The organism is Duganella sp. BJB476 (assembly GCF_003416895.1).
In the GTDB taxonomy this organism is placed as follows: Bacteria; Pseudomonadota; Gammaproteobacteria; order Burkholderiales; family Burkholderiaceae_D; genus Rugamonas.
On the sequence record NZ_QVIO01000002.1, the window covers coordinates 333,356 to 353,668 of the forward strand.

The 20,313-nt window shown below is 60.0% G+C and carries 19 protein-coding genes and 2 tRNA genes; 2 read left to right on the forward strand and 19 right to left on the reverse strand.

What is annotated here, in order from left to right; genetic code table 11:
• Positions 1-11 precede the first annotated feature (11 nt).
• A complete protein-coding gene (locus D0T21_RS10990) occupies positions 12-2,114 on the forward strand; it encodes a TonB-dependent siderophore receptor (RefSeq protein ID WP_116989803.1) in 2,103 nt (700 codons plus the stop codon).
• Between the two features lie 126 nt (positions 2,115-2,240).
• Here the strand turns inward: D0T21_RS10990 and D0T21_RS10995 are convergent, their stop codons facing one another.
• From D0T21_RS10995 to D0T21_RS11040, 10 genes are all read right to left on the reverse strand, one after another.
• Positions 2,241-2,654: a DUF6691 family protein gene (locus tag D0T21_RS10995; protein WP_116989802.1), complete on the reverse strand. Its 414-nt coding sequence runs from the start codon at positions 2,652-2,654 to the stop codon at positions 2,241-2,243.
• On the reverse strand, positions 2,651-3,079 hold the full coding sequence (locus D0T21_RS11000; RefSeq protein WP_116989801.1) for a YeeE/YedE family protein: 429 nt from the start codon (positions 3,077-3,079) through the stop codon (positions 2,651-2,653). The genes D0T21_RS10995 and D0T21_RS11000 overlap by 4 nt, the downstream gene beginning before the upstream one ends.
• 61 nt (positions 3,080-3,140) lie before the next feature.
• Positions 3,141-3,845 (reverse strand): hypothetical protein, encoded by a 705-nt coding sequence (locus D0T21_RS11005; RefSeq protein WP_116989800.1) that lies wholly within the window; start codon positions 3,843-3,845, stop codon positions 3,141-3,143.
• 9 nt (positions 3,846-3,854) lie between these two features.
• Positions 3,855-4,847, reverse strand: coding sequence for a DUF535 family protein (locus D0T21_RS11010; RefSeq protein WP_116989799.1), 993 nt, complete (start codon positions 4,845-4,847; stop codon positions 3,855-3,857).
• Between the two features lie 327 nt (positions 4,848-5,174).
• Positions 5,175-5,251 (reverse strand) — tRNA-Arg (locus tag D0T21_RS11015).
• A gap of 73 nt (positions 5,252-5,324) precedes the next feature.
• A tRNA-Pro gene (locus tag D0T21_RS11020) sits at positions 5,325-5,401 on the reverse strand.
• Positions 5,402-5,472: 71 nt separating this feature from the next.
• A complete protein-coding gene (gene glmM / locus D0T21_RS11025) occupies positions 5,473-6,822 on the reverse strand; it encodes a phosphoglucosamine mutase (RefSeq protein WP_116989798.1) in 1,350 nt (449 codons plus the stop codon).
• A gap of 12 nt (positions 6,823-6,834) precedes the next feature.
• Positions 6,835-7,686 carry a dihydropteroate synthase gene (folP, locus tag D0T21_RS11030; RefSeq protein ID WP_116989797.1) on the reverse strand — a complete coding sequence of 284 codons (852 nt, stop codon included), beginning with the start codon at positions 7,684-7,686 and terminating at the stop codon, positions 6,835-6,837.
• A 73-nt stretch (positions 7,687-7,759) separates the two neighbouring features.
• On the reverse strand, positions 7,760-9,643 hold the full coding sequence (ftsH, locus tag D0T21_RS11035) for an ATP-dependent zinc metalloprotease FtsH (RefSeq protein ID WP_199538451.1): 1,884 nt from the start codon (positions 9,641-9,643) through the stop codon (positions 7,760-7,762).
• A gap of 202 nt (positions 9,644-9,845) precedes the next feature.
• Positions 9,846-10,547 carry an RlmE family RNA methyltransferase gene (locus D0T21_RS11040; protein WP_116989795.1) on the reverse strand — a complete coding sequence of 234 codons (702 nt, stop codon included), beginning with the start codon at positions 10,545-10,547 and terminating at the stop codon, positions 9,846-9,848.
• A 43-nt stretch (positions 10,548-10,590) separates the two neighbouring features.
• On the opposite strand from D0T21_RS11040, the gene D0T21_RS11045 reads away from it, so the two are divergent.
• Positions 10,591-11,061 carry a YhbY family RNA-binding protein gene (locus tag D0T21_RS11045; protein ID WP_116989794.1) on the forward strand — a complete coding sequence of 157 codons (471 nt, stop codon included), beginning with the start codon at positions 10,591-10,593 and terminating at the stop codon, positions 11,059-11,061.
• 54 nt (positions 11,062-11,115) lie between these two features.
• Here the strand turns inward: D0T21_RS11045 and D0T21_RS11050 are convergent, their stop codons facing one another.
• From D0T21_RS11050 to D0T21_RS11085, 9 genes are all read right to left on the reverse strand, one after another.
• Positions 11,116-11,598, reverse strand: a complete 483-nt coding sequence (locus D0T21_RS11050; RefSeq protein ID WP_116989793.1) for a DUF4149 domain-containing protein — start codon at positions 11,596-11,598, stop codon at positions 11,116-11,118.
• Entirely contained in the window at positions 11,598-12,074 is a 477-nt protein-coding gene (greA, locus tag D0T21_RS11055; protein ID WP_026335301.1) for a transcription elongation factor GreA, read from the reverse strand. Before greA ends, D0T21_RS11050 begins: the two co-directional genes overlap by 1 nt.
• A 113-nt stretch (positions 12,075-12,187) precedes the next feature.
• Positions 12,188-15,418: a carbamoyl-phosphate synthase large subunit gene (carB, locus tag D0T21_RS11060; RefSeq protein ID WP_116989792.1), complete on the reverse strand. Its 3,231-nt coding sequence runs from the start codon at positions 15,416-15,418 to the stop codon at positions 12,188-12,190.
• A gap of 1 nt (position 15,419) precedes the next feature.
• On the reverse strand, positions 15,420-16,583 hold the full coding sequence (gene carA / locus D0T21_RS11065) for a glutamine-hydrolyzing carbamoyl-phosphate synthase small subunit (RefSeq protein WP_116989791.1): 1,164 nt from the start codon (positions 16,581-16,583) through the stop codon (positions 15,420-15,422).
• A 226-nt stretch (positions 16,584-16,809) separates the two neighbouring features.
• Positions 16,810-17,256 carry a type II toxin-antitoxin system HicB family antitoxin gene (locus D0T21_RS11070; RefSeq protein WP_158567995.1) on the reverse strand — a complete coding sequence of 149 codons (447 nt, stop codon included), beginning with the start codon at positions 17,254-17,256 and terminating at the stop codon, positions 16,810-16,812.
• Positions 17,243-17,347 carry a hypothetical protein gene (locus D0T21_RS32855; protein ID WP_373995378.1) on the reverse strand — a complete coding sequence of 35 codons (105 nt, stop codon included), beginning with the start codon at positions 17,345-17,347 and terminating at the stop codon, positions 17,243-17,245. The genes D0T21_RS11070 and D0T21_RS32855 overlap by 14 nt, the downstream gene beginning before the upstream one ends.
• Positions 17,348-17,523: 176 nt before the next feature.
• On the reverse strand, positions 17,524-17,934 hold the full coding sequence (locus tag D0T21_RS11075; RefSeq protein WP_116989789.1) for a heme-binding protein: 411 nt from the start codon (positions 17,932-17,934) through the stop codon (positions 17,524-17,526).
• A 36-nt stretch (positions 17,935-17,970) separates the two neighbouring features.
• Positions 17,971-18,894 (reverse strand): patatin-like phospholipase family protein, encoded by a 924-nt coding sequence (locus tag D0T21_RS11080; RefSeq protein WP_116989788.1) that lies wholly within the window; start codon positions 18,892-18,894, stop codon positions 17,971-17,973.
• Between the two features lie 62 nt (positions 18,895-18,956).
• Positions 18,957-20,309: a Gfo/Idh/MocA family protein gene (locus D0T21_RS11085; protein WP_116989787.1), complete on the reverse strand. Its 1,353-nt coding sequence runs from the start codon at positions 20,307-20,309 to the stop codon at positions 18,957-18,959.
• Between the last annotated feature and the right edge of the window lie 4 nt (positions 20,310-20,313).

A 20,313-nucleotide genomic window follows, 5' to 3' on the forward strand; every position in this document is an offset into this window, starting at 1 on the left:
TCAAGGACCCCATGGCACTGAACAAGAAACCGCTGGCCTTAATGCTGGCCAGCCTCACCCTCACCAACGCCGCGTTGGCGCAAACCGGCGCGGCGCCGGAGCAGACGATGGCCGTGGTCACCGTCACCGGCGAAGCCGATGCCGGCTACCGCCCTACCACTTCCACCAGCGCCACCAAGATCGAGGCGCCGCTGCGCGATATTCCGCAAACCGTCAACGTCGTGCCGCAGGCATTGCTGCGCGACCAGGGAGCGCGATCGCTGCAGGATGCGCTGAAAGCCGTGCCCGGCATCGGCATGTCGACCGGCGACGGCCAGCGCGACCAGGTGACGATACGTGGCTTTAGCGCCATCAGCGACCAGTTTGTCGACGGGATGCGCGACGATGCGCTGTATTTCCGCGACCTGTCGAATGTCGAGCAAGTCGAGGTGATCAAGGGCCCCGCTTCGGTGTTGTATGGCCGCGGCTCGTCCGGCGGCATGATCAACCGCATCACCAAAAAACCTGGCATGGAGCGCAGCGAAGTGAGCCTGCAAGCCGGCAGCTGGGGACAGAAACGCGGCGAATTCGACCTGGCGCGCAATCTGTCCGAGCATGGTGTCGCTTTCCGCGTCACCGGCGCGATGGAAGACGCCGACAGCTACCGCAACCAGCAATTCCTCAAGCGCGAGGCCGTGGCGCCGTCGCTGCAATTCAAGCTCGGCGCGGACACCCTGTTGCTGCTGCAAGCGGAATACCTGCACGACAAACGCCTGACCGACTTCGGCATCCCGTCCTACCAGGGGCGCACGGTCGACGTACCGCCGAGTACCTACTACGGCGCCGCCAACGCCAGGGATTTCGACTATAGCGAATCGCGCGTGCACGCCTTCGGCTTTACGCTGGATCACCGCTTCAACCAGGCGTTCTCGATCCGCAATGCCTTCCGCCACTACAACTACACGCTGGACCGCAACAATACGCTGATCGGCTCCGTCAATGAGGTGGCGAAAACCGCCTCGCTAACGCGCGGCAACGTGGCGCGCGATGAAAACGGCTACACCAACCAGACCGAGCTGACGCAACATGCGGAACTGGCCGGCATGCAGCACCAGGTGCTGTATGGCGTGGAATTCGGCAGACAGAACAAGGACCAGTTGGTGCGTTCGCAGGCCAACGTGGCTACCGTGTCATTGTTCAACCCGATCAACCCTGTTGTGCCATTTACGGCCGGCGGTGCGCCTACGGCGAACAATCTGGGCATTTTCAAGGTCGCCAGCGCCTACGTCCAGGACCTGGTGACGATGTCGCCACAATGGAAGGCCCTGGCCGGCATCCGCTACGACAAATTTGAACAGGAAACCGTCGAGCGTCGCGTTGGCGTCGCCAGCGTGGCCCGCACCGACCGCAACTGGAGCCCACGCGCCGGCCTGGTGTACCAGCCTGACCCGGCGCAGTCGTACTACGCTTCGTTCAGCCGGTCTTTCCAACCATCCGGCGAAGGCTTCGCCCTGGCGGTCAATAACGCCGATATCGCGCCGGAAGTCACCAAGAACAAGGAAGTCGGCGCCAAGTACGACCTGTTCGGCGGCCGCGCCTCGGCCGGGGTGTCGCTGTTCCAATTGACGCGCACCAATATGAAATCGAGCGACCCTGTCACCAACAGGCTGATTCCATTGGGCACACAGCGTAGCAACGGCCTGGAACTGACGTTCAGCGGCGATCTGGGCGATGGCTGGCAGGCTTGGTCGGGCTATTCCTACCTGGACGCGTCGATGCTGACGTCGATTGCCAAGGACGATGGCCAACCGGTACAGGGCAAGCACCCCACGCTGACGCCTAAACATAGCATCAATCTGTGGGTCAGCAAGGCGCTGGCGGGCCACTTTGGCGTCGGCGGCGGCCTGAACTATGTCGGCGACCGTTTTGCCAATCCGGGCAACACCGTCACCCTGCCAAGCTTCGTGACGGCGGACGCCATGGCCTACTATCGCTACCGCAACATCGATCTGACGCTGAACGTGATGAATCTGCTGGATAAGGCCTACATCGTGGCCGGTCACGGCAGCAGCAAAAACCTGAGCCTGCCCGGCGCGCCGCGCTCGGCGCAATTAACGGCCCGTTACCGTTTCTAAACCCTTGAACGTCCGGGTTGTTAACAAATTCTGTGGATAAGCTTGTTAACAAGCCGGACCGGGCAACGCTAAGCTACTGTTTCAAAAGCAAAATAATCGATTGCGCATTTTTTTCGCAGCCGCAACTTATCCACCGCGCCGGCGCTCGACGAACTCGAATATTCCCATCCCGGCCAGCATCGCCAGAACGAAAATTATCGCCTTCGGCAAGCCCATGCCCAGCCCCACCAGCGCCGGTCCAGGGCAAAAACCTGCGATTCCCCAGCCTGCACCAAATAATATCGAACCGAATACCAGACGGCGGTCGATTTTGGTAGCAGCCGGCAGTTTTATGTCAGCACCCAACAATGTGGCTTTACGGCGACCGATATAAGAAAAGGCAAAAAATCCCACCGCTATCGCGCCGCACATAACGAATATCAGCGATGGATCCCATTTTCCCGCCAGATCCAGAAAACCCAGCACCTTAGCCGGATTGGCCATCCCGGAAACAATGAGTCCCAAACCGAATAGCAATCCGCATAGAAAAGAGATAATCATAATACATGCCGTATTAAATAAACGCTGACAAAACCAGCCGCCATAAAGATGGCGGTCGCCGCAATTGAGCGCGGGGAAAGCCGGGATATTCCACATACGCCATGTCCGCTGGTGCAACCGGATCCGTAACGCGTGCCCACGCCGACCAGCAAACCGGCGGCGATCAATACGCCATAATCCGCATCGATTTGCGCGTGGGGCCAAGCGTAAAACGCGCCATAGACCAAAGGCGCCAATATCAAGCCACCGACAAACGTAATACGCCACAGAATATCGCCCTGCACCGGCCGCAACAGGCCGCCAATAATTCCGCTAATGCCGGCTATCCGGCCATTCAACAAAATCAGCAGCGCCGCCGCCGCGCCGATGAGTACGCCGCCCAGCAAGGCGGACCATGGTGTGAAGTTCAGGCTATCGATGACCATTCAAAGCTCCCGGTGCTACGCGCCAGAAAGCGGCGCGAACAAGCTAATTGTTGGCATAATTCTACTCTCCCAGCAGGGCCAGGGACTCCAGCCATGCGGCTTTCCAGGGGCGCAGGTCAGCTTGCGTGGCGAACGCTTTTTTCAAGTGCGACATGGGCACGCGATATACATCATTCAATCCCAGGGCCAGCGTGACGGGATTCCAAAGGTGGGTATTTTTTCCGGCCCGTGAATTCTTTCTGACCCTGGCGCCATCGTCGCCGAATATACCGATACCGCTAGCCAGCGACTTCTCCCAATCCAACTTGGCCATGCCGCCAAAGGTACGGAGGGTTTCTTCCCTGGTCAGTCCTTTGAGAACCTCCCTCGGTGGCGCCACCACCACTTCCTCTTTCGGATGCAATATATTCTCGAGTAACTCGGCTATATCCCTTTGAAAGAAACGCAGCGCCTCCAAAGGCATGGTAATACCCGGCGGCTTCAGTTTGAAGGAAATCCGGTCCGAGTCGCGCGTCATACGAATTAACACGTCGGCGCTGCCTTCGGCCAATCGTTTGGTATCTTCGATATAGAATATCGGCGCCGGGTACCGGGTTATTCCCTCGGCAAATAATCCGGCATGGGCTTCCGAATAATCCAGCCAGACATGCGGTGTCGCCCCTGCTTCCAGCAAGCGCGCCAGATTCCATGGCGTGCCGGTCTTTTCACTTAGCCAAGAGCAGGCTTCCTCGGTGGTGGCATTGTTGGGCAGCGTGCCGGATGTCATTTTCTTCTTTCAGGATTTTCGAATACCGAAGTGTACCAATAATGCGGGATCTTTAAGCGAAACCGCAGGGTATGAAATTTCCCGAAGAAAATTACGTCCCAAAGTGTCCACCACTTCGGCCCGAAACCTCCTCTTGGCCAGCGTTCGGGAACGATGTTTCTGCTGGATTTCCTCGATCGGTTTTTCAGAAACGCCCAGTTGGTATGAAAACAGGCCTGACGGGGTCGCGTGTGCGCCGATATTTGTCCAGAACGCGTCGTAATCGAAAAGACATTCCGATTCATCGAAGTCCTTTCTCTTCGACAATTGCTCGCTGTTGCAAACGCCTACTATGGTCTCAATTGAAAATGGTTTGGCGATGGATTCCGTAGCACTGATCAGCAAGCGCGCGGGAGTAATGTCATGCAAAAGTTTGGTGGCCGCCCTCACCTTGTCGAACTGGTCGGGTACGCCTTGCACACGCCCAATAAAAATTACATCCTTGGCATCTTTAACATCAAAGTATTTTTTTGCTATCTGGTTCGGCACCAGGGTCATGCACAGTATGTAGATTGGCACCCCGTCCACTTCAAACATCAGGGCAAGGTCGCCTTCATGGTCCAGCATGCGCTTCGGACGGTTTAAATCGTGTGGAAATGTCATCCGAATGCTGAACTTCGTCCCATCCTTCTGAAATTCCCATAGCAGCGGCTTCTCGTCAAACAAGCGCGGAAAGAAATTGACAGGGACAACGCTGGCAAACACGCGGTAGTGATGGTGGACGATAGCCAGTGCATCCCGGATGGACAGCGAAGAAAACAAATAGTTGCTGCGCAAATATTTGTACTTTAGTTCGGGATGCACGCTTGACAGTGCGACCAAGCGCGCCCCCGACAAAAGGCTGCGCAACTTGATATGGCCGCGAAGATTCTTGATGAGTGGAAAAAATCTATGTACGAGCCGCAACTTCGCGCTGGCCCAAAATTCGCTAAGCAAATTTTGCTTAATTGAGATGTTTTCCATTTGAATCGTTAATAAGTTAAAAGGACGACAACCATCACGTTGAGGAAATATTCAAATTCATATCGCAACGTAACGTAAAGTAACTCAATGTATCATGTTGAAATACAATTGTCTTGGGAATAACATTACGCATCCGCAATGTTCGTTGAAATGAGTCTATGAAAATGAATTTTGTTCAAGCACGGCGGCTTGGCGGGGAGGCTGACGAGCGATCCGGTCGATGAGCGGCGCTTTTTATTGAAAATATTTCAGCTGGAGAAAACAGGAGCAGGCACTGCACGCAAACCAGCACACGGCCATGCGGAAGTTACTTAAAGAAAGGATGTTTGGCCTGCCCAGCAGGAATCGAACCTGCGACCCTCAGCTTAGAAGGCTGATGCTCTATCCAACTGAGCTATGGGCAGATATGCTCGCGGCAAGAATATGCTGCGGAAATGAAAAACGGGCTGTCTTTCGACAACCCGTTTTAAAAGTTCTTGGTCGGAGTACAAGGATTCGAACCTTGGACCCCCTGGTCCCAAACCAGGTGCGCTACCGGGCTGCGCCACACTCCGAAGACAGTATTCTAACGCCTGGCTCCCGCTACGTCAATGAGCACCCTGCGAATTATTACACTGCTGAAATTTTACGCAGCCAACTGAGCTTCCACTTTGTCCGCAATGCGGCGCGCCATCGACTGCGCATCGCTGGCGTTACGAGCTTCGACCATCACGCGTATCAAAGGTTCCGTGCCGGAGGCGCGGATCAGCACACGGCCGCTGTCGCCCAGCTCGCGCTCGACCAGTTCCTTTTCCGCGACCATGGCGGCGTTCTTGGTCCAGTCGAAGCCTGGCGAGACGCGCACGTTGACCAGCGTCTGCGGGAAGATCACCAGCTCGCCGGCGCACTGCTCCAGCGATTTGCCGGCGCGCTTCAGCGCCGACAGCACTTGCAGCGCCGAGATGATGCCGTCGCCGGTGGTGTGCTTGTCCAGGCACAGCAGGTGGCCGGAGCCCTCGCCGCCCAGCAGCCAGCCCTTGTCCTTCATCACTTCCAGCACGTAGCGGTCGCCGACCTTGGCGCGCGCGAAGCCGATGCCCTTCTCTTTCAACGCCACTTCGACCGCCATATTGGTCATCAAGGTGCCGACCGCGCCGGCCACCGGGCCGGTCGCCAGGCGATCCATCACCATCAGGTACAGCAGCTCGTCGCCGTTGTACAGGCGGCCGTTGGCGTCGCACATGATCAGGCGGTCGGCGTCGCCGTCCAGCGCGATGCCGAGGTCGGCGCCGTGGGCGCGCACGGCGGCGGCCATCGCTTCCGGGGCGGTGGCGCCGTGGCCCAGGTTGATGTTGAAGCCGTCCGGCTTGTTGCCGATGGCGATCACTTCAGCGCCCAGCTCGTGGAACACGTGCGGGGCGATGTTGTAGGCGGCGCCATGGGCGCAATCGACCACCAGCTTCAGGCCGCGCAGGTCCAGCTCGTTCGGGAAGGTGCTCTTGCAGAATTCGATGTAGCGGCCGTGGGCATCGTCCAGGCGCTTGGCGCGGCCCAGTTTTTCCGACGCCACGCAGTCCATCGGCACCTCCAGCGCGGCTTCGATCTCCAGCTCCACCGCATCCGGCAGCTTGGTGCCCTGGTCGGAGAAGAATTTGATGCCGTTGTCCTGGAACGGGTTGTGCGAGGCCGAAATCACCACGCCGGCCGACAGGCGCAGCGCGCGCGTCAGGTAGGCGATGGCCGGGGTCGGCATCGGGCCGGCCAGCATGACGTCGACGCCGGCGGCCGAAAAGCCCGCCTCCAGCGCAGCTTCCAGCATGTAGCCGGAAATACGGGTGTCCTTGCCGATCAGGACAGTCGGACGCACCGCACCGCTGCGAGCGCCGGCCAGGACCTTGCCGGCAGCATAGCCGAGACGCATGACGAAGTCCGGCGTGATCGGCGATACGCCCACTAGGCCGCGGATGCCATCGGTTCCAAAATATTTACGTGACATTGTGTGTTCTCTTTATCGTTGTAGGTTAGTTCCTGACTGCCATACTTTTAGCGCATCCACCGTTTCCGCCACATCGTGCACGCGCACGATCAGCGCGCCCTGCGCCACCGCCGCCAGGGCGCCGCCGACGCTGCCGGCCATGCGTTGCTCGACCGGCTTGCCGGTCACGGCGCCCACCATCGATTTGCGCGACAGGCCGGCCAGCAGCGGCATGTCCAGTTCGGCGATCAGCTGTCCGGTGGCTTTCAACAAGGCGTAATTATGCTCCACAGTCTTGCCAAATCCAAAACCCGGATCGATGCAAAGTCGACGCGGATCAATGCCGGCCGCCGTCAGCGCCTCGATGCGCTCGCGCAGGAAACCGGTGACTTCAGCCACCACGTCGCTGTAGCTGGGCGCCAGCTGCATGTGCTGGGGATCGCTTTGCATGTGCATGATACACAAGCCGCAGTCGCTGTCGTGCACCGCAGCGATGGCGCCGGGCGCGCGGAAGCCGTTGATATCGTTGATCATGTCGACCCCAGCGATGATGGCTTCGCGCATCACCTCTGGCTTGTAGGTATCGACCGAGATGGCCGGGCCGAGGTCGCGCAGCGCGTACAGCACCGGCATCACGCGCTGCAACTCCTGCTCCAGCGGCAGCGGCGGCGCGCCGGGGCGGCTGGACTCGCCGCCGACGTCGATGATGTCGACGCCGTCCAGGATCATCTGCTCGGCATGGGAAATGGCGAACTCCAGCGACTGGTGCTGGCCGCCGTCGGAAAACGAATCGGGGGTGACGTTGAGGATGCCCATCACGCGGGCGCGGACGCGGTCGCCCCGCCACGGATAGTTGAAACGGCCGAACTGTAATGTAGATCGCATGGATAACCGGAAGAAAAATAAAAAAAGGGCGAGGATCGCTCCCCACCCCTCTGTCTTGCTACTCAGCCACGTATCAGGCTGGAGCGGTCACGCTAGGCGATACGCCCGAGCCGCCGTCGCTAGGCGGATGCTTGCGGATGGTCACGCCGGCTTTCGGTGCGCGTGGCTCCAGGCCGGCCATGATGTCGTTGATCTGGTCGGCATCAATGGTTTCCCATTCCATCAGCGCTTTGGTCATCACTTCGACCTTGTCGCGGTTCTCTTCCAGCAGCTTGCGCGCCAGCTTGTATTGCGTGTCGAGGATGCTGCGGATCTCGGCATCGACCATTTGCTGGGTCGCTTCGGAAATCGTCTTCGATGCGCCGCCGAAGAAGCCATCGTTCTGGCTGTCTTCGTAGACCATCACACCCATCGCGTCGGACATGCCGAAGCGGGTCACCATCGAGCGGGCCAGCTTGGTGGCGCGCGAGAAGTCGTTCGAGGCGCCGGTCGACATCTGGCCGACGAAGATCTCTTCCGCGATACGGCCGCCGAACAGGATGGAAATTTCTTCCAGCATCTTGTCCTTGTAGCCCGAAATATTATCGTGCTCAGGCAGCTGCCAGGTCAGGCCCAGGGCCCAGCCACGCGGCATGATGGTCACTTTGTGGACCGGATCGGCCTTCGGCAGCAGCTTGGCGACCACGGCGTGGCCGGACTCGTGATACGCGGTGTTGCGGCGCTCTTCCTCGCGGATGACCATCGACTTGCGTTCCGGGCCCATGAAGATCTTGTCCTTGGCATCTTCGAAGTCGATCATGTCGACCAGGCGCTTGCTGCGGCGCGCGGCGAACAGCGCTGCCTCGTTGACCAGGTTGGCCAGGTCGGCGCCCGAGAAGCCAGGCGTGCCACGGGCCAGGATGTCGGCCTTGACGTCGGTACCGATAGGCACTTTGCGCATGTGCACGTTCAGGATCTGTTCGCGGCCGCGGATGTCCGGCAGGCCGACCGAGACTTGACGGTCGAAACGGCCCGGACGCAGCAGCGCCTTGTCCAGCACGTCGGCGCGGTTGGTGGCAGCCACCACGATCACGCCGGACGAAGCTTCGAAGCCGTCCATTTCCACCAGCAGCTGGTTCAGCGTCTGTTCGCGTTCGTCGTTACCGCCGCCCATGCCGGCGCCGCGATGACGGCCGACCGCGTCGATCTCGTCGATGAAGATGATGCAAGGCGAGTGTTTCTTGGCATTCTCGAACATGTCACGCACGCGGGATGCACCCACGCCGACGAACATTTCAACGAAGTCCGAACCGGAGATCGAGAAGAACGGCACCTTGGCTTCGCCGGCGATGGCGCGCGCCAGCAGGGTTTTACCCGTGCCCGGAGGACCGACCATCAGCACGCCGCGTGGAATGCGGCCGCCCAGTTTCTGGAATTTGCTCGGGTCTTTCAGGAAGTCGACGATTTCATTGACTTCTTCCTTCGCTTCGTCGCAACCGGCGACGTCGGCGAAGGTGACGGTGTTATTGGTTTCGTCCATCATGCGCGCCTTCGACTTGCCGAAGGAGAATGCGCCGCCCTTGCCGCCGCCCTGCATCTGACGCATGAAGAAAATCCACACGCCGATCAGCAACAGCATCGGGAACCAGGAAACGAAGATTTGTTGCAGGAACGACTGTTCCTCAGGCGGACGCACGTCGAAGTGCACGCCGTTGTCGCGCAGGTCGCCGACCAGGCCGCGATCGAGGCCGGTGGCGGTGGCGCGCACCTTGGTGTCGTCGCTACGGGTGGCCGTGATGTTGACGCCTTCGATCACCACATCCTTGATACGCTTGGCCTTGACCTCATCCAGCAAATCGGAATAAGCGATGGGTTTGGCGCCAGCGGTCACGCCGTGGCTGTCAAACTGCTTGTACAGCATCAGCAGCAGCAGTACCACGACTACCCAGATGGCTGATTTGGAAAACATGTTATTCACGAAAACTCCTTGGATGCAGGGCGCATCTTTTAACCGATAGCTAGAAACCCGATTTTACTCGCAATAAGCAGGCGGTGCCAGAAGCCCGCCTGCGCGTGCGGCCAAAATTCCAGCCGTAAAACACATTATTTGACCAAAATACCGGTGCGATCAAGTCAAAACTGATCTTCACCGTGTCGATGTGCGGCCCAAGCGCCAAATATCAAGGGCGCTCGAGAGGGAAATCGTCAGTTTCTAGCGGCTGGGCCGACATCATGCCGTCGGTCGGGTTTTTCAGGCCGCGCCCCAGCAGGAAAATCTCGGAAGACTTGTCGCGGCTGGCTTTCGGCTTTTTCTGCACCACGGTTTTGAATTCGCGGCGGAATTTGAGCACGATATCGTTAAAACCCATGTCTTTAAAACATTTCACCAGCAGCGAGCCGGTCGGTTTTAAATGGGCCTGGGAGAATTCAATTGCCAAATCGATCAGATGCTCCATGCGCGCGGCGTCGGCCGAGGCGATGCCGGACAGGTTGGGTGCCATATCCGATAACACTACGTCAATCTTTTGACCTTTGACATGATCTTCCAACAACTGCAGCACGTCCGGTTCGCGGAAATCCCCCTGGATGAAGTGGAAGTCGGCGATCGGCTCCATCGGCAGCAGATCGAGGCCGATCAGCGTGCCGTTGATGCCCCCGCCCTCCTTGCCGGACAGCTTGCGGCGCACGTATTGCCCCCAGCTGCCGGGAGTGCAGCCGAGGTCGACGATGACCTGGCCGGGCTTGATCAGGTTCTCGTCCTCATCGATCTCCTTGAGCTTGAAAGCGGCGCGGGCGCGGTAGCCCTCTTTTTGCGCTAATTTCACATAAGGGTCGTTAATGTGGTCGTGTAACCAGTTTTTGTTTAATTTCTTCTTCTTCATTCGCGTAGAATACTGCCTTTAAGGGAACCACTAAAAATATATTATGCAAAAACTTACACCTGTTGAGCGCAGCGCTCTGCGCGCCGAAGCGCATGGCCTCAAGCCTATCGTCATGATCGGCGAGGCAGGCCTGACAGCCAACGTCCTCAAGGAAATTGCGCTGGGCCTGGACTCCCACGGCCTGATCAAGGTCCGCGTGTTCGGCGACGACCGTGAAGCCCGTGCCGCCATGTACGACACCATCTGCGAACAGCTCGACGCGTCGCCGGTACAACACATCGGCAAGCTGCTGGTGCTGTACCGTCCGAAGGTAGAAACGGAAAAAGCCCGTTCGACCTCCGGCAAAGGCCTGCGCGAAGTCACCATCGTCAAGCCTAGCCCAAGCGGCACCAAACGTCCGTCTGTGACCAAGGTACTGCTCAAGGGGAATGAACGCGTGACGCAAGGCGGCAATATCAAACGCGCCAAGCCACAGCAGAAGTCGACCAAGAAGAGCGCACTGGGCTCGAAATAAGCCTGGTGCATCGTCCTTTCCCGCCTGGGAAAGGACGAAACTGTTGATACTGTATTATTGTTTCACCACCAGCCACGCGGCCAGCAAGCTCTGCACCAGGTAGATGCTGCTGGAAATGCCGTGCAACATGCCGAATTCATTCTTCGCGGCGCCTTCCATCACACCGCCCGGCCCCGCCGCGGCACGCAACGCGGCCATCATCGGTTGCAGGCCGAAGTGCGACACCAGCGTGCACGCCAGCATCGTCGAGACGATCAGCAGCAGCATGCGGCGCGTCTTGGCGGCCGAATTGGCCGCCGAACCGGCGAAGATACCGCCCGTCTCCGCGCCCTTGCTGACCCACAGCAGCGCCAGCATCACCAGCGCGCAGGCAATCGACAGCCAGGCCTGGTTCTTGAACAGACTGGCGGCGATGGTGCCGGCCAGCACCCGGTCGCTCAGCGTGGCGAACAGCGTCGGCGCGGCCAGATAGCCGACTGCCCACAGACTGCCCGCCCACAGCGTCGCGACCAGCAAACGTGTACGCGCGAGCAGCATCAGATGTATCGCACTTCCAGGATTTCGTATTCGCGCGGGCCGGACGGCGCCTGCACTTCCACCACGTCGCCGGCCGACTTGCCGATCAGCGCGCGGGCGATCGGCGAGGTCACCGATACTTTGCTCAGTTTCAGGTCCGCTTCATCCAGGCCGACGATCTGGTAGGTCACTTTCGAGCCAGAATCCAGGTCTTCCAGGTCCACGGTCGACGCGAACACCACGCGGCCATCGGCATCCAGCGTGGTCGGGTCGATGATTTGCGCTGCGCTCAGCTTACCTTCCAGTTCCGCGATGCGGCCTTCGACGAACGCCTGGCGCTCCTTGGCGGCATCGTACTCGGCGTTTTCCGACAGATCGCCATGCGAACGCGCTTCAGCAATCGCGTCGATCACGATACGGCGTTCTTTGGTCTTCAACTGGTGCAACTCTTCTTTCAGGAGTTCTGCGCCGTACTTGGTAAGTGGAACTGAAGTCATGTTTATATTTACTCTGTTGTTACAATGGAAAACCACAGAGGCCACGCCAACCTGCAGCGCGAGCTCTGTGGTTAAAAGGTACTGTTTCCCGTCACCGAGGCGACGAAAGAACCTTAGTGTAAGGTTTTATGCAGCCCTTGTAAATCGTACACTTGCAACTCGTCCAAATGACGGATGCCTTCGACCGCCGCTTCCGCGCCGGCGATGGTGGTGTAGGTCGTCACGCGCGACGCCAGCGACGAGGTGCGGATCGCACGCGAGTCGGTGATGGCGCTGCGTTTCTCTTCCACCGTGTTGATCACCAGGACGATCTCGTGGTTCTTGATCATGTCGACCACGTGCGGACGGCCTTCGACCACCTTGTTCACCGGCGTGACCGGGATGCCGGCCGCCGCGATGACGGCTGCGGTGCCCTTGGTCGCCACCAGCGTGAAGCCGATGTCCACCAGGTCGCGCGCCACTTTCACTGCGCGTGGCTTGTCCGACGATTTCACCGACAGGAACACCTTGCCCGATTTCGGCAGCTTGATGCCCGCGCCCAGCTGCGACTTGACGAAGGCTTCGCCGAAGGTCTTACCGACGCCCATGACTTCACCGGTCGATTTCATCTCAGGTCCGAGGATGGTGTCGACGCCCGGGAATTTCACGAACGGGAACACGGCTTCCTTGACGCTGAAGTAAGGCGGCACGACTTCCTTGGTGATGCCTTGCGCAGCCAGGGTCTGGCCGACCATGCAGCGCGCGGCGATCTTGGCCAGCTGCAGGCCGGTGGCCTTGGACACGAACGGCACGGTGCGCGATGCGCGTGGGTTCACTTCCAGCACATAGACCACGTCGCGCAGTTCGCCGTCGCGTTCCTGCTTCTGGATCGCGAACTGCACGTTCATCAGGCCGACCACGTTCAGGCCCTTGGCCATCAGCGAGGTCTGGCGCTTCAGTTCATCGATGGTCTCTTGCGCCAGCGAGTAAGGCGGCAGCGAGCAGGCCGAATCGCCCGAGTGCACGCCGGCTTGCTCGATGTGTTCCATCACGCCGCCGATGAAGGTGGTTTCGCCGTCGGAGATGCAATCGACGTCGCACTCGATGGCGTCGTTCAGGAAGCGGTCCAGCAGCACCGGCGAATCGTGCGATACCTTGACCGCTTCGCGCATGTAGCGCTCCAGGTCGCGCTGCTCGTGGACGATTTCCATCGCGCGGCCGCCCAGCACGTAGGAAGGACGAACCACCAGCGGGTAGCCGATTTCCTGTGCCAGCGCCAGAGCGTCGGCTTCGGTGCGGGCGGTGCGGTTAGGCGGCTGGCGCAGGCCCAGCGTGTGCAGCATCTGCTGGAAACGCTCGCGGTCTTCGGCGGCGTCGATCATGTCCGGCGAGGTGCCGACGATAGGCACGCCATTGGCTTCCAGGTCCAGCGCCAGTTTCAACGGGGTCTGGCCGCCGTATTGAACGATCACGCCGACCGGCTTTTCCAGGTCGACGATTTCCAGCACGTCTTCCAGCGTCAGCGACTCGAAGTACAGGCGATCCGAGGTATCGTAGTCGGTCGACACGGTCTCCGGATTGCAGTTGACCATGATGGTCTCGTAGCCGTCTTCGCGCATCGCCAGCGCCGCGTGCACGCAGCAGTAATCGAATTCGATACCCTGGCCGATACGGTTAGGACCACCGCCCAGCACCATGATCTTTTTCTTGTCGGTCGGAGCGGACTCGCACTCTTCATCGTAGGTCGAGTACATGTAGGCGGTGTTGGTCGAGAACTCCGCGGCGCAGGTGTCGACGCGCTTGTACACCGGACGGATGTTCAGCTCATGGCGCTTGGCGCGCACGGTCTTGGCATCGGTCTGCAGCAGGAAGGCCAGGCGGCGATCCGAGAAGCCTTTTTGCTTCAGCTTGTACAGCGTAGGCTTGTCGATCTGGTCCAGCTTCTGCGTGTCCATCCACAGTTCCAGGTCCACGATTTCTTTAATCTGGATCAGGAACCACGGGTCGATCTTGGTCAGGTTGTGCACTTCTTCCAGCGTGAAGCCCTGGGCGAACGCGTCGCCCACATACCAGATACGCTCAGGACCTGGCTCGCCCAGTTCCTCTTCGATCTTCTCGCGGTCCTTGGTTTTTTCGTTCAGGCCGTCGACGCCGACTTCCAGGCCGCGCAAGGCTTTCTGGAACGATTCCTGGAAGGTGCGGCCGATCGCCATCACTTCGCCGACCGATTTCATCTGCGTGGTCAGGTGGTGGTCGGCGGTCGGGAACTTCTCGAACGTGAAGCGCGGGATCTTGGTGACGACGTAGTCGATCGACGGTTCGAACGAGGCCGGGGTCGCGCCGCCGGTGATCTCGTTGCGCAGCTCGTCCAGCGTGAAGCCCACGGCCAGCTTGGCCGCCACTTTCGCGATCGGGAAGCCGGTGGCTTTCGACGCCAGTGCCGACGAACGCGACACACGCGGATTCATCTCGATGACGATCATGCGGCCATCTTCCGGGTTGATCGAGAACTGCACGTTCGAGCCGCCGGTGTCGACGCCGATTTCACGCAGCACCGCCAGCGAGGCGTTGCGCATGATCTGGTATTCCTTGTCGGTCAGCGTCTGCGCTGGCGCCACGGTGATCGAGTCGCCGGTGTGCACGCCCATCGGGTCCAGGTTTTCGATCGAGCAGATGATGATGCAGTTGTCCGCCTTGTCGCGCACCACTTCCATCTCGTACTCTTTCCAGCCGATCAGCGATTCTTCGATCAGCAGTTCGGAGGTCGGCGAAGCTTCCAGGCCGCGTTTGCAGATGGTCTCGAATTCTTCTTCGTTGTAGGCGATGCCGCCGCCGGTGCCGCCCATCGTGAACGACGGACGGATGATGACAGGGAAGCCCAGCGTGCGCTGCACGGCCCACGATTCATCCATGGTGTGGGCGACGCCCGACTTGGCCGAACCCAGGCCGATCTTGGTCATCGCGTCCTTGAACTTGGAGCGGTCTTCGGCCTTGTCGATGGCTTCCGGGGTGGCGCCGATCAGTTCAACCTTGTACTTGTCCAGGATGCCGTGGCGATGCAGGTCCAGCGCACAGTTCAGCGCGGTCTGGCCGCCCATGGTCGGCAGGATCGCGTCCGGTTTTTCCTTGGCGATGATGCGTTCCACGACTTGCCAGGTGATCGGCTCGATGTAGGTGACGTCGGCCATTTCCGGGTCGGTCATGATGGTCGCGGGATTGCTGTTGACCAGGATGACTTTGTAGCCCTCTTCGCGCAGGGCCTTGCAGGCCTGTGCGCCGGAATAATCGAACTCGCAAGCCTGGCCGATGATGATCGGGCCAGCGCCAATAATCAGAATACTTTTAATGTCTGTACGTTTAGGCATCTTATTTTTTCTCCGTTGCTTCCATCATGCCGATGAAGCGGTCAAACAGGTAAGCGACGTCAGTCGGGCCAGGCGATGCTTCAGGGTGACCCTGGAAGCAGAAGGCCGGCGTGTCGGTGCGGGCGAAGCCCTGCAGCGAACCGTCGAACAGCGATTTGTGGGTTACGCGGCAGTTGGCCGGCAAGGTGTCCGGGTCCACTGCGAAGCCGTGGTTCTGGGACGTGATCAGCACTTGTTTGCTGTCCAGGTCCTGCACCGGGTGGTTGGCGCCGTGGTGGCCGAATTTCATCTTCAGGGTTTTCGCGCCCGAGGCCAGGCCCATGATCTGGTGGCCGAGGCAGATGCCGAACAGCGGCAGCTTCTTGGCCATGAAGACCTTGGCGGCGGCGATCGCGTAGTCGCATGGCTCAGGATCGCCTGGGCCGTTCGACAGGAACACGCCGTCCGGGTTCAGCGCCAGCACGTCGGCGGCGCTGGTCTGCGCCGGCACCACGGTGACTTTGCAGCCGCGCGCGGTCAGCATGCGCAGGATGTTGCGCTTGACGCCGAAGTCGTAGGCGACCACGTGGAATTTAGGATCGGCGAGCTTGCCGTAGCCTTCGCCCAGCGTCCATTCGGTTTCGGTGAACTCGTAGGCCGCCTTGACGGTGACGACCTTGGCCAGGTCCATGCCGGCGATGCCAGGGAAGGAGCGGGCCAGGTCCAGCGCTTGCGCAGCCGACGGCTCGTTGCCCTGCGTGCCGACCAGGATGGCGCCGGACTGGGCGCCCTTCTCGCGCAGGATGCGGGTCAGCTTGCGGGTGTCGATACCGGCGATGCCGACGATGTTCTCGGCCTTCAGGTAATCGGACAGCGATTGGGTGGAGCGGAAATTCGACGCCATCAGCGGCAGGTCACGGATGATTAAACCGGCCGTGTGGACTTTAGTGGATTCGACGTCTTCCGGATTGACGCCGGTATTGCCGATATGCGGATACGTCAGGGTGACGATCTGGCGGCTGTAGGAAGGATCGGTCAGGATTTCCTGATAGCCGGTCATGGACGTATTAAAGACCACTTCGCCGGTTGTATGACCGGCGGCGCCGATCGAAAAACCTTTGAAAATAGTTCCGTCAGCAAGGGCCAGTATGGCTGGAACGGCAGGGCCAGAAAAAAATGGCGGCAAGGGCAACTCCTGATAAAGTTACCGTAGCTGCGCCACGTCAGACGACCGTCGTGTATCCCCCGCCGTCGCAGGCCAGGGTGGAAGGTCAATTGATGATGGAGTGAGTGGTAGTCGCTACGGTAGAGGTGAGATTGGCTAAACCTTTGAATTATAACCAAATCTCCCCTGCTTGGCAATGGACCGTCGGCGAAATAGCGGCAAAAAAAATCGTTCGGGCGGCTTGTTTTTATTTTGTCGCAACATCAACCTCGGCGCTCGATCGAGCAATTGAGGCCTTCTTCTTGGGAAGTGGATTAACTGGTGTGCCATGCCTGCGGCCGACGTACTCCGCGATCGCGACACTCAGCAATTGATTGATACTGCATTCATCAAGCTGTGCCAGATAAGCGATATCTTGATGCAATCCACCAGGAATGCGCAACGCTATCCGGCCACTTTGCATGGAAGCCTCGATGGGTTCGGCAATTGGGTAACCGCTCTCTACCGCCGCTGCAATCCACGAAGCTGCCGCAGCATCAAAATTGCGCAGCGCCTCCTCTGCCGAATCCCCCTCCGCTACACAACCTGAAAATTCATGAACCGTAACCGTATAGCCGCCATCGGGGTCGGGAAGTAAACATCGCACATAGGGGCGCGCCAAGATTGCACGAATTTCTTCGTCACTGATGTCCATCCTCATCTCCTTCCAAATAGGCTTCCCATGCCGCCACATCTCTCAATAGCGACTTGATAATATTTTTAGCCGTTCCCACCCGCAGATCCACCGCATGACTTCTTGATTTTGGCTAAATGGCTCGGTGTCATGGCATCGCAGCGATATCGCTGGCGATATCACATTATAGACATGCCGTTTGCATGCTGTGACGATTCTCCAATAGAAAATGCCGCCTGGTTTTGCGCCAGGCGGCATTCTTGTACTGCGGTCGATTGCGGCTGAAACTTAGTTCAGCGCGGCGATACCGGCCTTGGCAACTTGCACATCCTCGGCCGACTTGACGCCCGAGACGCCGACGGCGCCGATGACGTGGCCGTCAACGATGATGGGTACGCCGCCTTCCAGCAGGCCGTCCGCCATCGGCGCCGGGGCGCTCAGGAAGGCGGTGCGGCCGTTGTTGATCATGTCTTCGTAGATCTTCGACTCGCGGCGGCCCAGCGCCGAGACGCGTGCCTTGGCCGGGGCGATGTGCGACGACAGCGGCGCGGCGCCGTCCTGGCGTTGCAGCCACAGCAGGTGGCCGCCGTCGTCGACGATGGCGATTACGACCGGCCAGTTGTGGGCGACCGCCTCGGCTTCGGCGCCGGCAGCGATCTTCTTGATGTCGGCAAGCGACAGGTATGGTTTGGTTTGCATGTGCTCTTCCTTATTCTTGGACCGGATATTGTACTGCTACGGCCTGCGCTTGGCTTCCAGTTTCTGCTTGATCTGCGCCATCACCTGCGCGGCGGCCTGCTCGCCGGCCAGGATCGCCTGGTTGCGGCCGGCGAAATCGTTGCCCGCCATTTTGCCCAGGCTAGGCGCGATGACCACGTCCGCATCCTTCAATTCGTACTGGTTGATGCGCTGGCCCATGATGCTGAAGGTCTGCATGATGACGTCGAGCGAGCTGACGGTGGCCTGCACATCGGCCTGGGTCGAGATATTGACCGCGATGACAAAGTCCGCGCCCATGTCGCGCGCAAAGCGCACCGGCACCGGCGCCACCAGGCCGCCGTCCACATACGAGCGGCCGTTGATCACCACCGGCTGGAACACCCCCGGCACCGACGACGACGCCCGCACCGCCATGCCGGTATTCCCGCGCTGGAACAGGATGGGCTGGCCGGTCTTCAGGTCCGACGCCACGGCGCCGAAAGGTATCTTCAACTTCTCGATAGGCTGGTTGTTGACCGCCTTGTTGACGTAGGACTGCAGCGCCTCGCCTTTCAGCACGCCGGAGCTCTTGCCGAACAGCGGCACGGCCCAGTCGGAGATCGCCGCTTCGTCCATGTCCATCGCCACCTTCTGCAGCTGGAAGCCGGTGTTGCCGGCCGCGTAGAGCGCGCCGACCACCGAGCCGGCGCTGGTGCCGACCACGATGTCCGCATAAATGCCCTGTGCCTCCAGCGCCTTGATCACGCCGATGTGCGCGAAGCCGCGCGCCGCCCCGCCGCCCAGCGCCAGGCCGATCTTGATCTTCTTGGGAGGCAGCGGCTCCGGCACCGCCAGCGGCGGCGCCGTTGGCGTTTCAATCACCGGATTGGTTTTGCAGCCGACGATGGCGGCCGCGGCGAAGATGGTTAAAGCGACAAGGGAAAGACGGCGTGATGGCATGTATGGGTTCAATCTGCTGGGTTTTGGGCGCAGCAGATTGTAACCTACGATGGTCAGCCGCTTCAGAGCGCGAAGATCGGCTTGCGCGTCTTCCAAGCCCCGGCCGTGAAGTCCGGGAAGTCCAGCGTCTGGAAGTTCTGCGCGATCGACTGCTCCGACAACGGCGTGATGGCGCTCCACGTCACCGCGTCGTAGATATCGATCGGCATCGGCGCCCTCGCCTTCAGCGCTTCGATGAAGGACTGGATGACGAAGAAGTCCATGCCGCCATGGCCGGCGCCCTCCGCGTCCTTGGCGTGCTTGCGCCACAGCGGATGGTCGTACTTGTCCTGGTAGGACTGGAAGTCTTCCCACTGGTGCGGCTTGCTCTTGCCCTCGATGTGGATGGAATTGTTCACGTCCATCCACAGGCCGTCGGTGCCCTGCACGCGGAAGCCTAATGAATAAGGACGCGGCAGCGAGGTGTCGTGTTGCAGCAGGATGGTCTCGCCGTTCTCGCACGACAGCGTGGTGGTGACCACGTCGCCTAGCTTGAACTGCGTCTTCGCGCTCGGGCTGGCCGCGCCGCCCGGCTGCTTGACGATGTAGTCGTGCAGCCCGCGGGCCTTGGTGGCGAAGCTGTTGATGCGGGTGAAGCGGTTGCCGCGATTGATGTTGGTGTACATCGCGCACGGACCGATGCCATGGCTTGGGTACAGCTCGCCGTTGCGCTGCACCGAATGCTCGGTGCGCCACTTGGCCTCCGACCAGCCCTTGGCGCCGAACTCCACACCGCCGCCATACGGCTTGGCCGGATCGCCGCTATTGAGCTTCACCGCGCGCAGGTCGTGCTGGTAGCCGCCCTGCAGGTGTATCAGCTCGCCGAACAAACCGGAGCGCACCATCTGCAGCACCGCCATCACATCGCGGCGGAAGCAGACGTTCTCCAGCAGCATATACGGCGTGTTGGTCTTGAGCTGGGTATTGAGCACATCCCAGTGGTCTTGTAGCGTGATGCCGGCGACCACCTCGCAACCCACTGGCACCTTGGCCTGCATGGCGGCGATGGCCATCGGTGCATGCCATTCCCACGGTGTGGCGATGATCACGCCATCCAGCGCGCCCGCGTCCAGCATGCGCTTGTAGGCTTGCGGGTCGCGGTCCTCGCCGAAAGTCTTGGGCTTGGCCTTGCCGGATTTTTCCACCTGCTTGAGCGCGCGGCCCAGCATGATCGGTTCGATGTCGCACAGCGCGACGACTTCCACATCGTCGCGGCGCAGCAGTTCCTGCAACAGCACCTGGCCGCGCATGCCGGTGCCGATCATGCCGATGCGCACCCGCTCGCGGGTGCCGCCAAAGGCGGTCGGCATCATCAGGCTGCCGGCCAACGCTGCGCCGGCGGTCAGGAAGTCGCGTCGATTAAAAACTGATTTCATGGTG

What these genes read in the sequence shown, in the direction of transcription:
- D0T21_RS10990 (WP_116989803.1), top strand. Translation starts at nt 12, where the DNA reads ATGGCACTGAACAAGAAACCGCTGGCCTTAATGCTGGCCAGCCTCACC.
- D0T21_RS10995 (WP_116989802.1), bottom strand. Translation starts at nt 2,654, where the DNA reads ATGATTATCTCTTTTCTATGCGGATTGCTATTCGGTTTGGGACTCATT.
- carB (WP_116989792.1), bottom strand. Translation starts at nt 15,418, where the DNA reads ATGCCTAAACGTACAGACATTAAAAGTATTCTGATTATTGGCGCTGGC.
- D0T21_RS11075 (WP_116989789.1), bottom strand. Translation starts at nt 17,934, where the DNA reads ATGCAAACCAAACCATACCTGTCGCTTGCCGACATCAAGAAGATCGCT.
- D0T21_RS11085 (WP_116989787.1), bottom strand. Translation starts at nt 20,309, where the DNA reads ATGAAATCAGTTTTTAATCGACGCGACTTCCTGACCGCCGGCGCAGCG.
- folP (WP_116989797.1), bottom strand. Translation starts at nt 7,686, where the DNA reads ATGCGATCTACATTACAGTTCGGCCGTTTCAACTATCCGTGGCGGGGC.
- D0T21_RS11045 (WP_116989794.1), top strand. Translation starts at nt 10,591, where the DNA reads ATGCAAAAACTTACACCTGTTGAGCGCAGCGCTCTGCGCGCCGAAGCG.
- D0T21_RS11040 (WP_116989795.1), bottom strand. Translation starts at nt 10,547, where the DNA reads ATGAAGAAGAAGAAATTAAACAAAAACTGGTTACACGACCACATTAAC.
- greA (WP_026335301.1), bottom strand. Translation starts at nt 12,074, where the DNA reads ATGACTTCAGTTCCACTTACCAAGTACGGCGCAGAACTCCTGAAAGAA.
- D0T21_RS11005 (WP_116989800.1), bottom strand. Translation starts at nt 3,845, where the DNA reads ATGACATCCGGCACGCTGCCCAACAATGCCACCACCGAGGAAGCCTGC.
- D0T21_RS11070 (WP_158567995.1), bottom strand. Translation starts at nt 17,256, where the DNA reads ATGGACATCAGTGACGAAGAAATTCGTGCAATCTTGGCGCGCCCCTAT.
- D0T21_RS11080 (WP_116989788.1), bottom strand. Translation starts at nt 18,894, where the DNA reads ATGCCATCACGCCGTCTTTCCCTTGTCGCTTTAACCATCTTCGCCGCG.
- D0T21_RS11000 (WP_116989801.1), bottom strand. Translation starts at nt 3,079, where the DNA reads ATGGTCATCGATAGCCTGAACTTCACACCATGGTCCGCCTTGCTGGGC.
- D0T21_RS11010 (WP_116989799.1), bottom strand. Translation starts at nt 4,847, where the DNA reads ATGGAAAACATCTCAATTAAGCAAAATTTGCTTAGCGAATTTTGGGCC.
- glmM (WP_116989798.1), bottom strand. Translation starts at nt 6,822, where the DNA reads ATGTCACGTAAATATTTTGGAACCGATGGCATCCGCGGCCTAGTGGGC.
- D0T21_RS11050 (WP_116989793.1), bottom strand. Translation starts at nt 11,598, where the DNA reads ATGCTGCTCGCGCGTACACGTTTGCTGGTCGCGACGCTGTGGGCGGGC.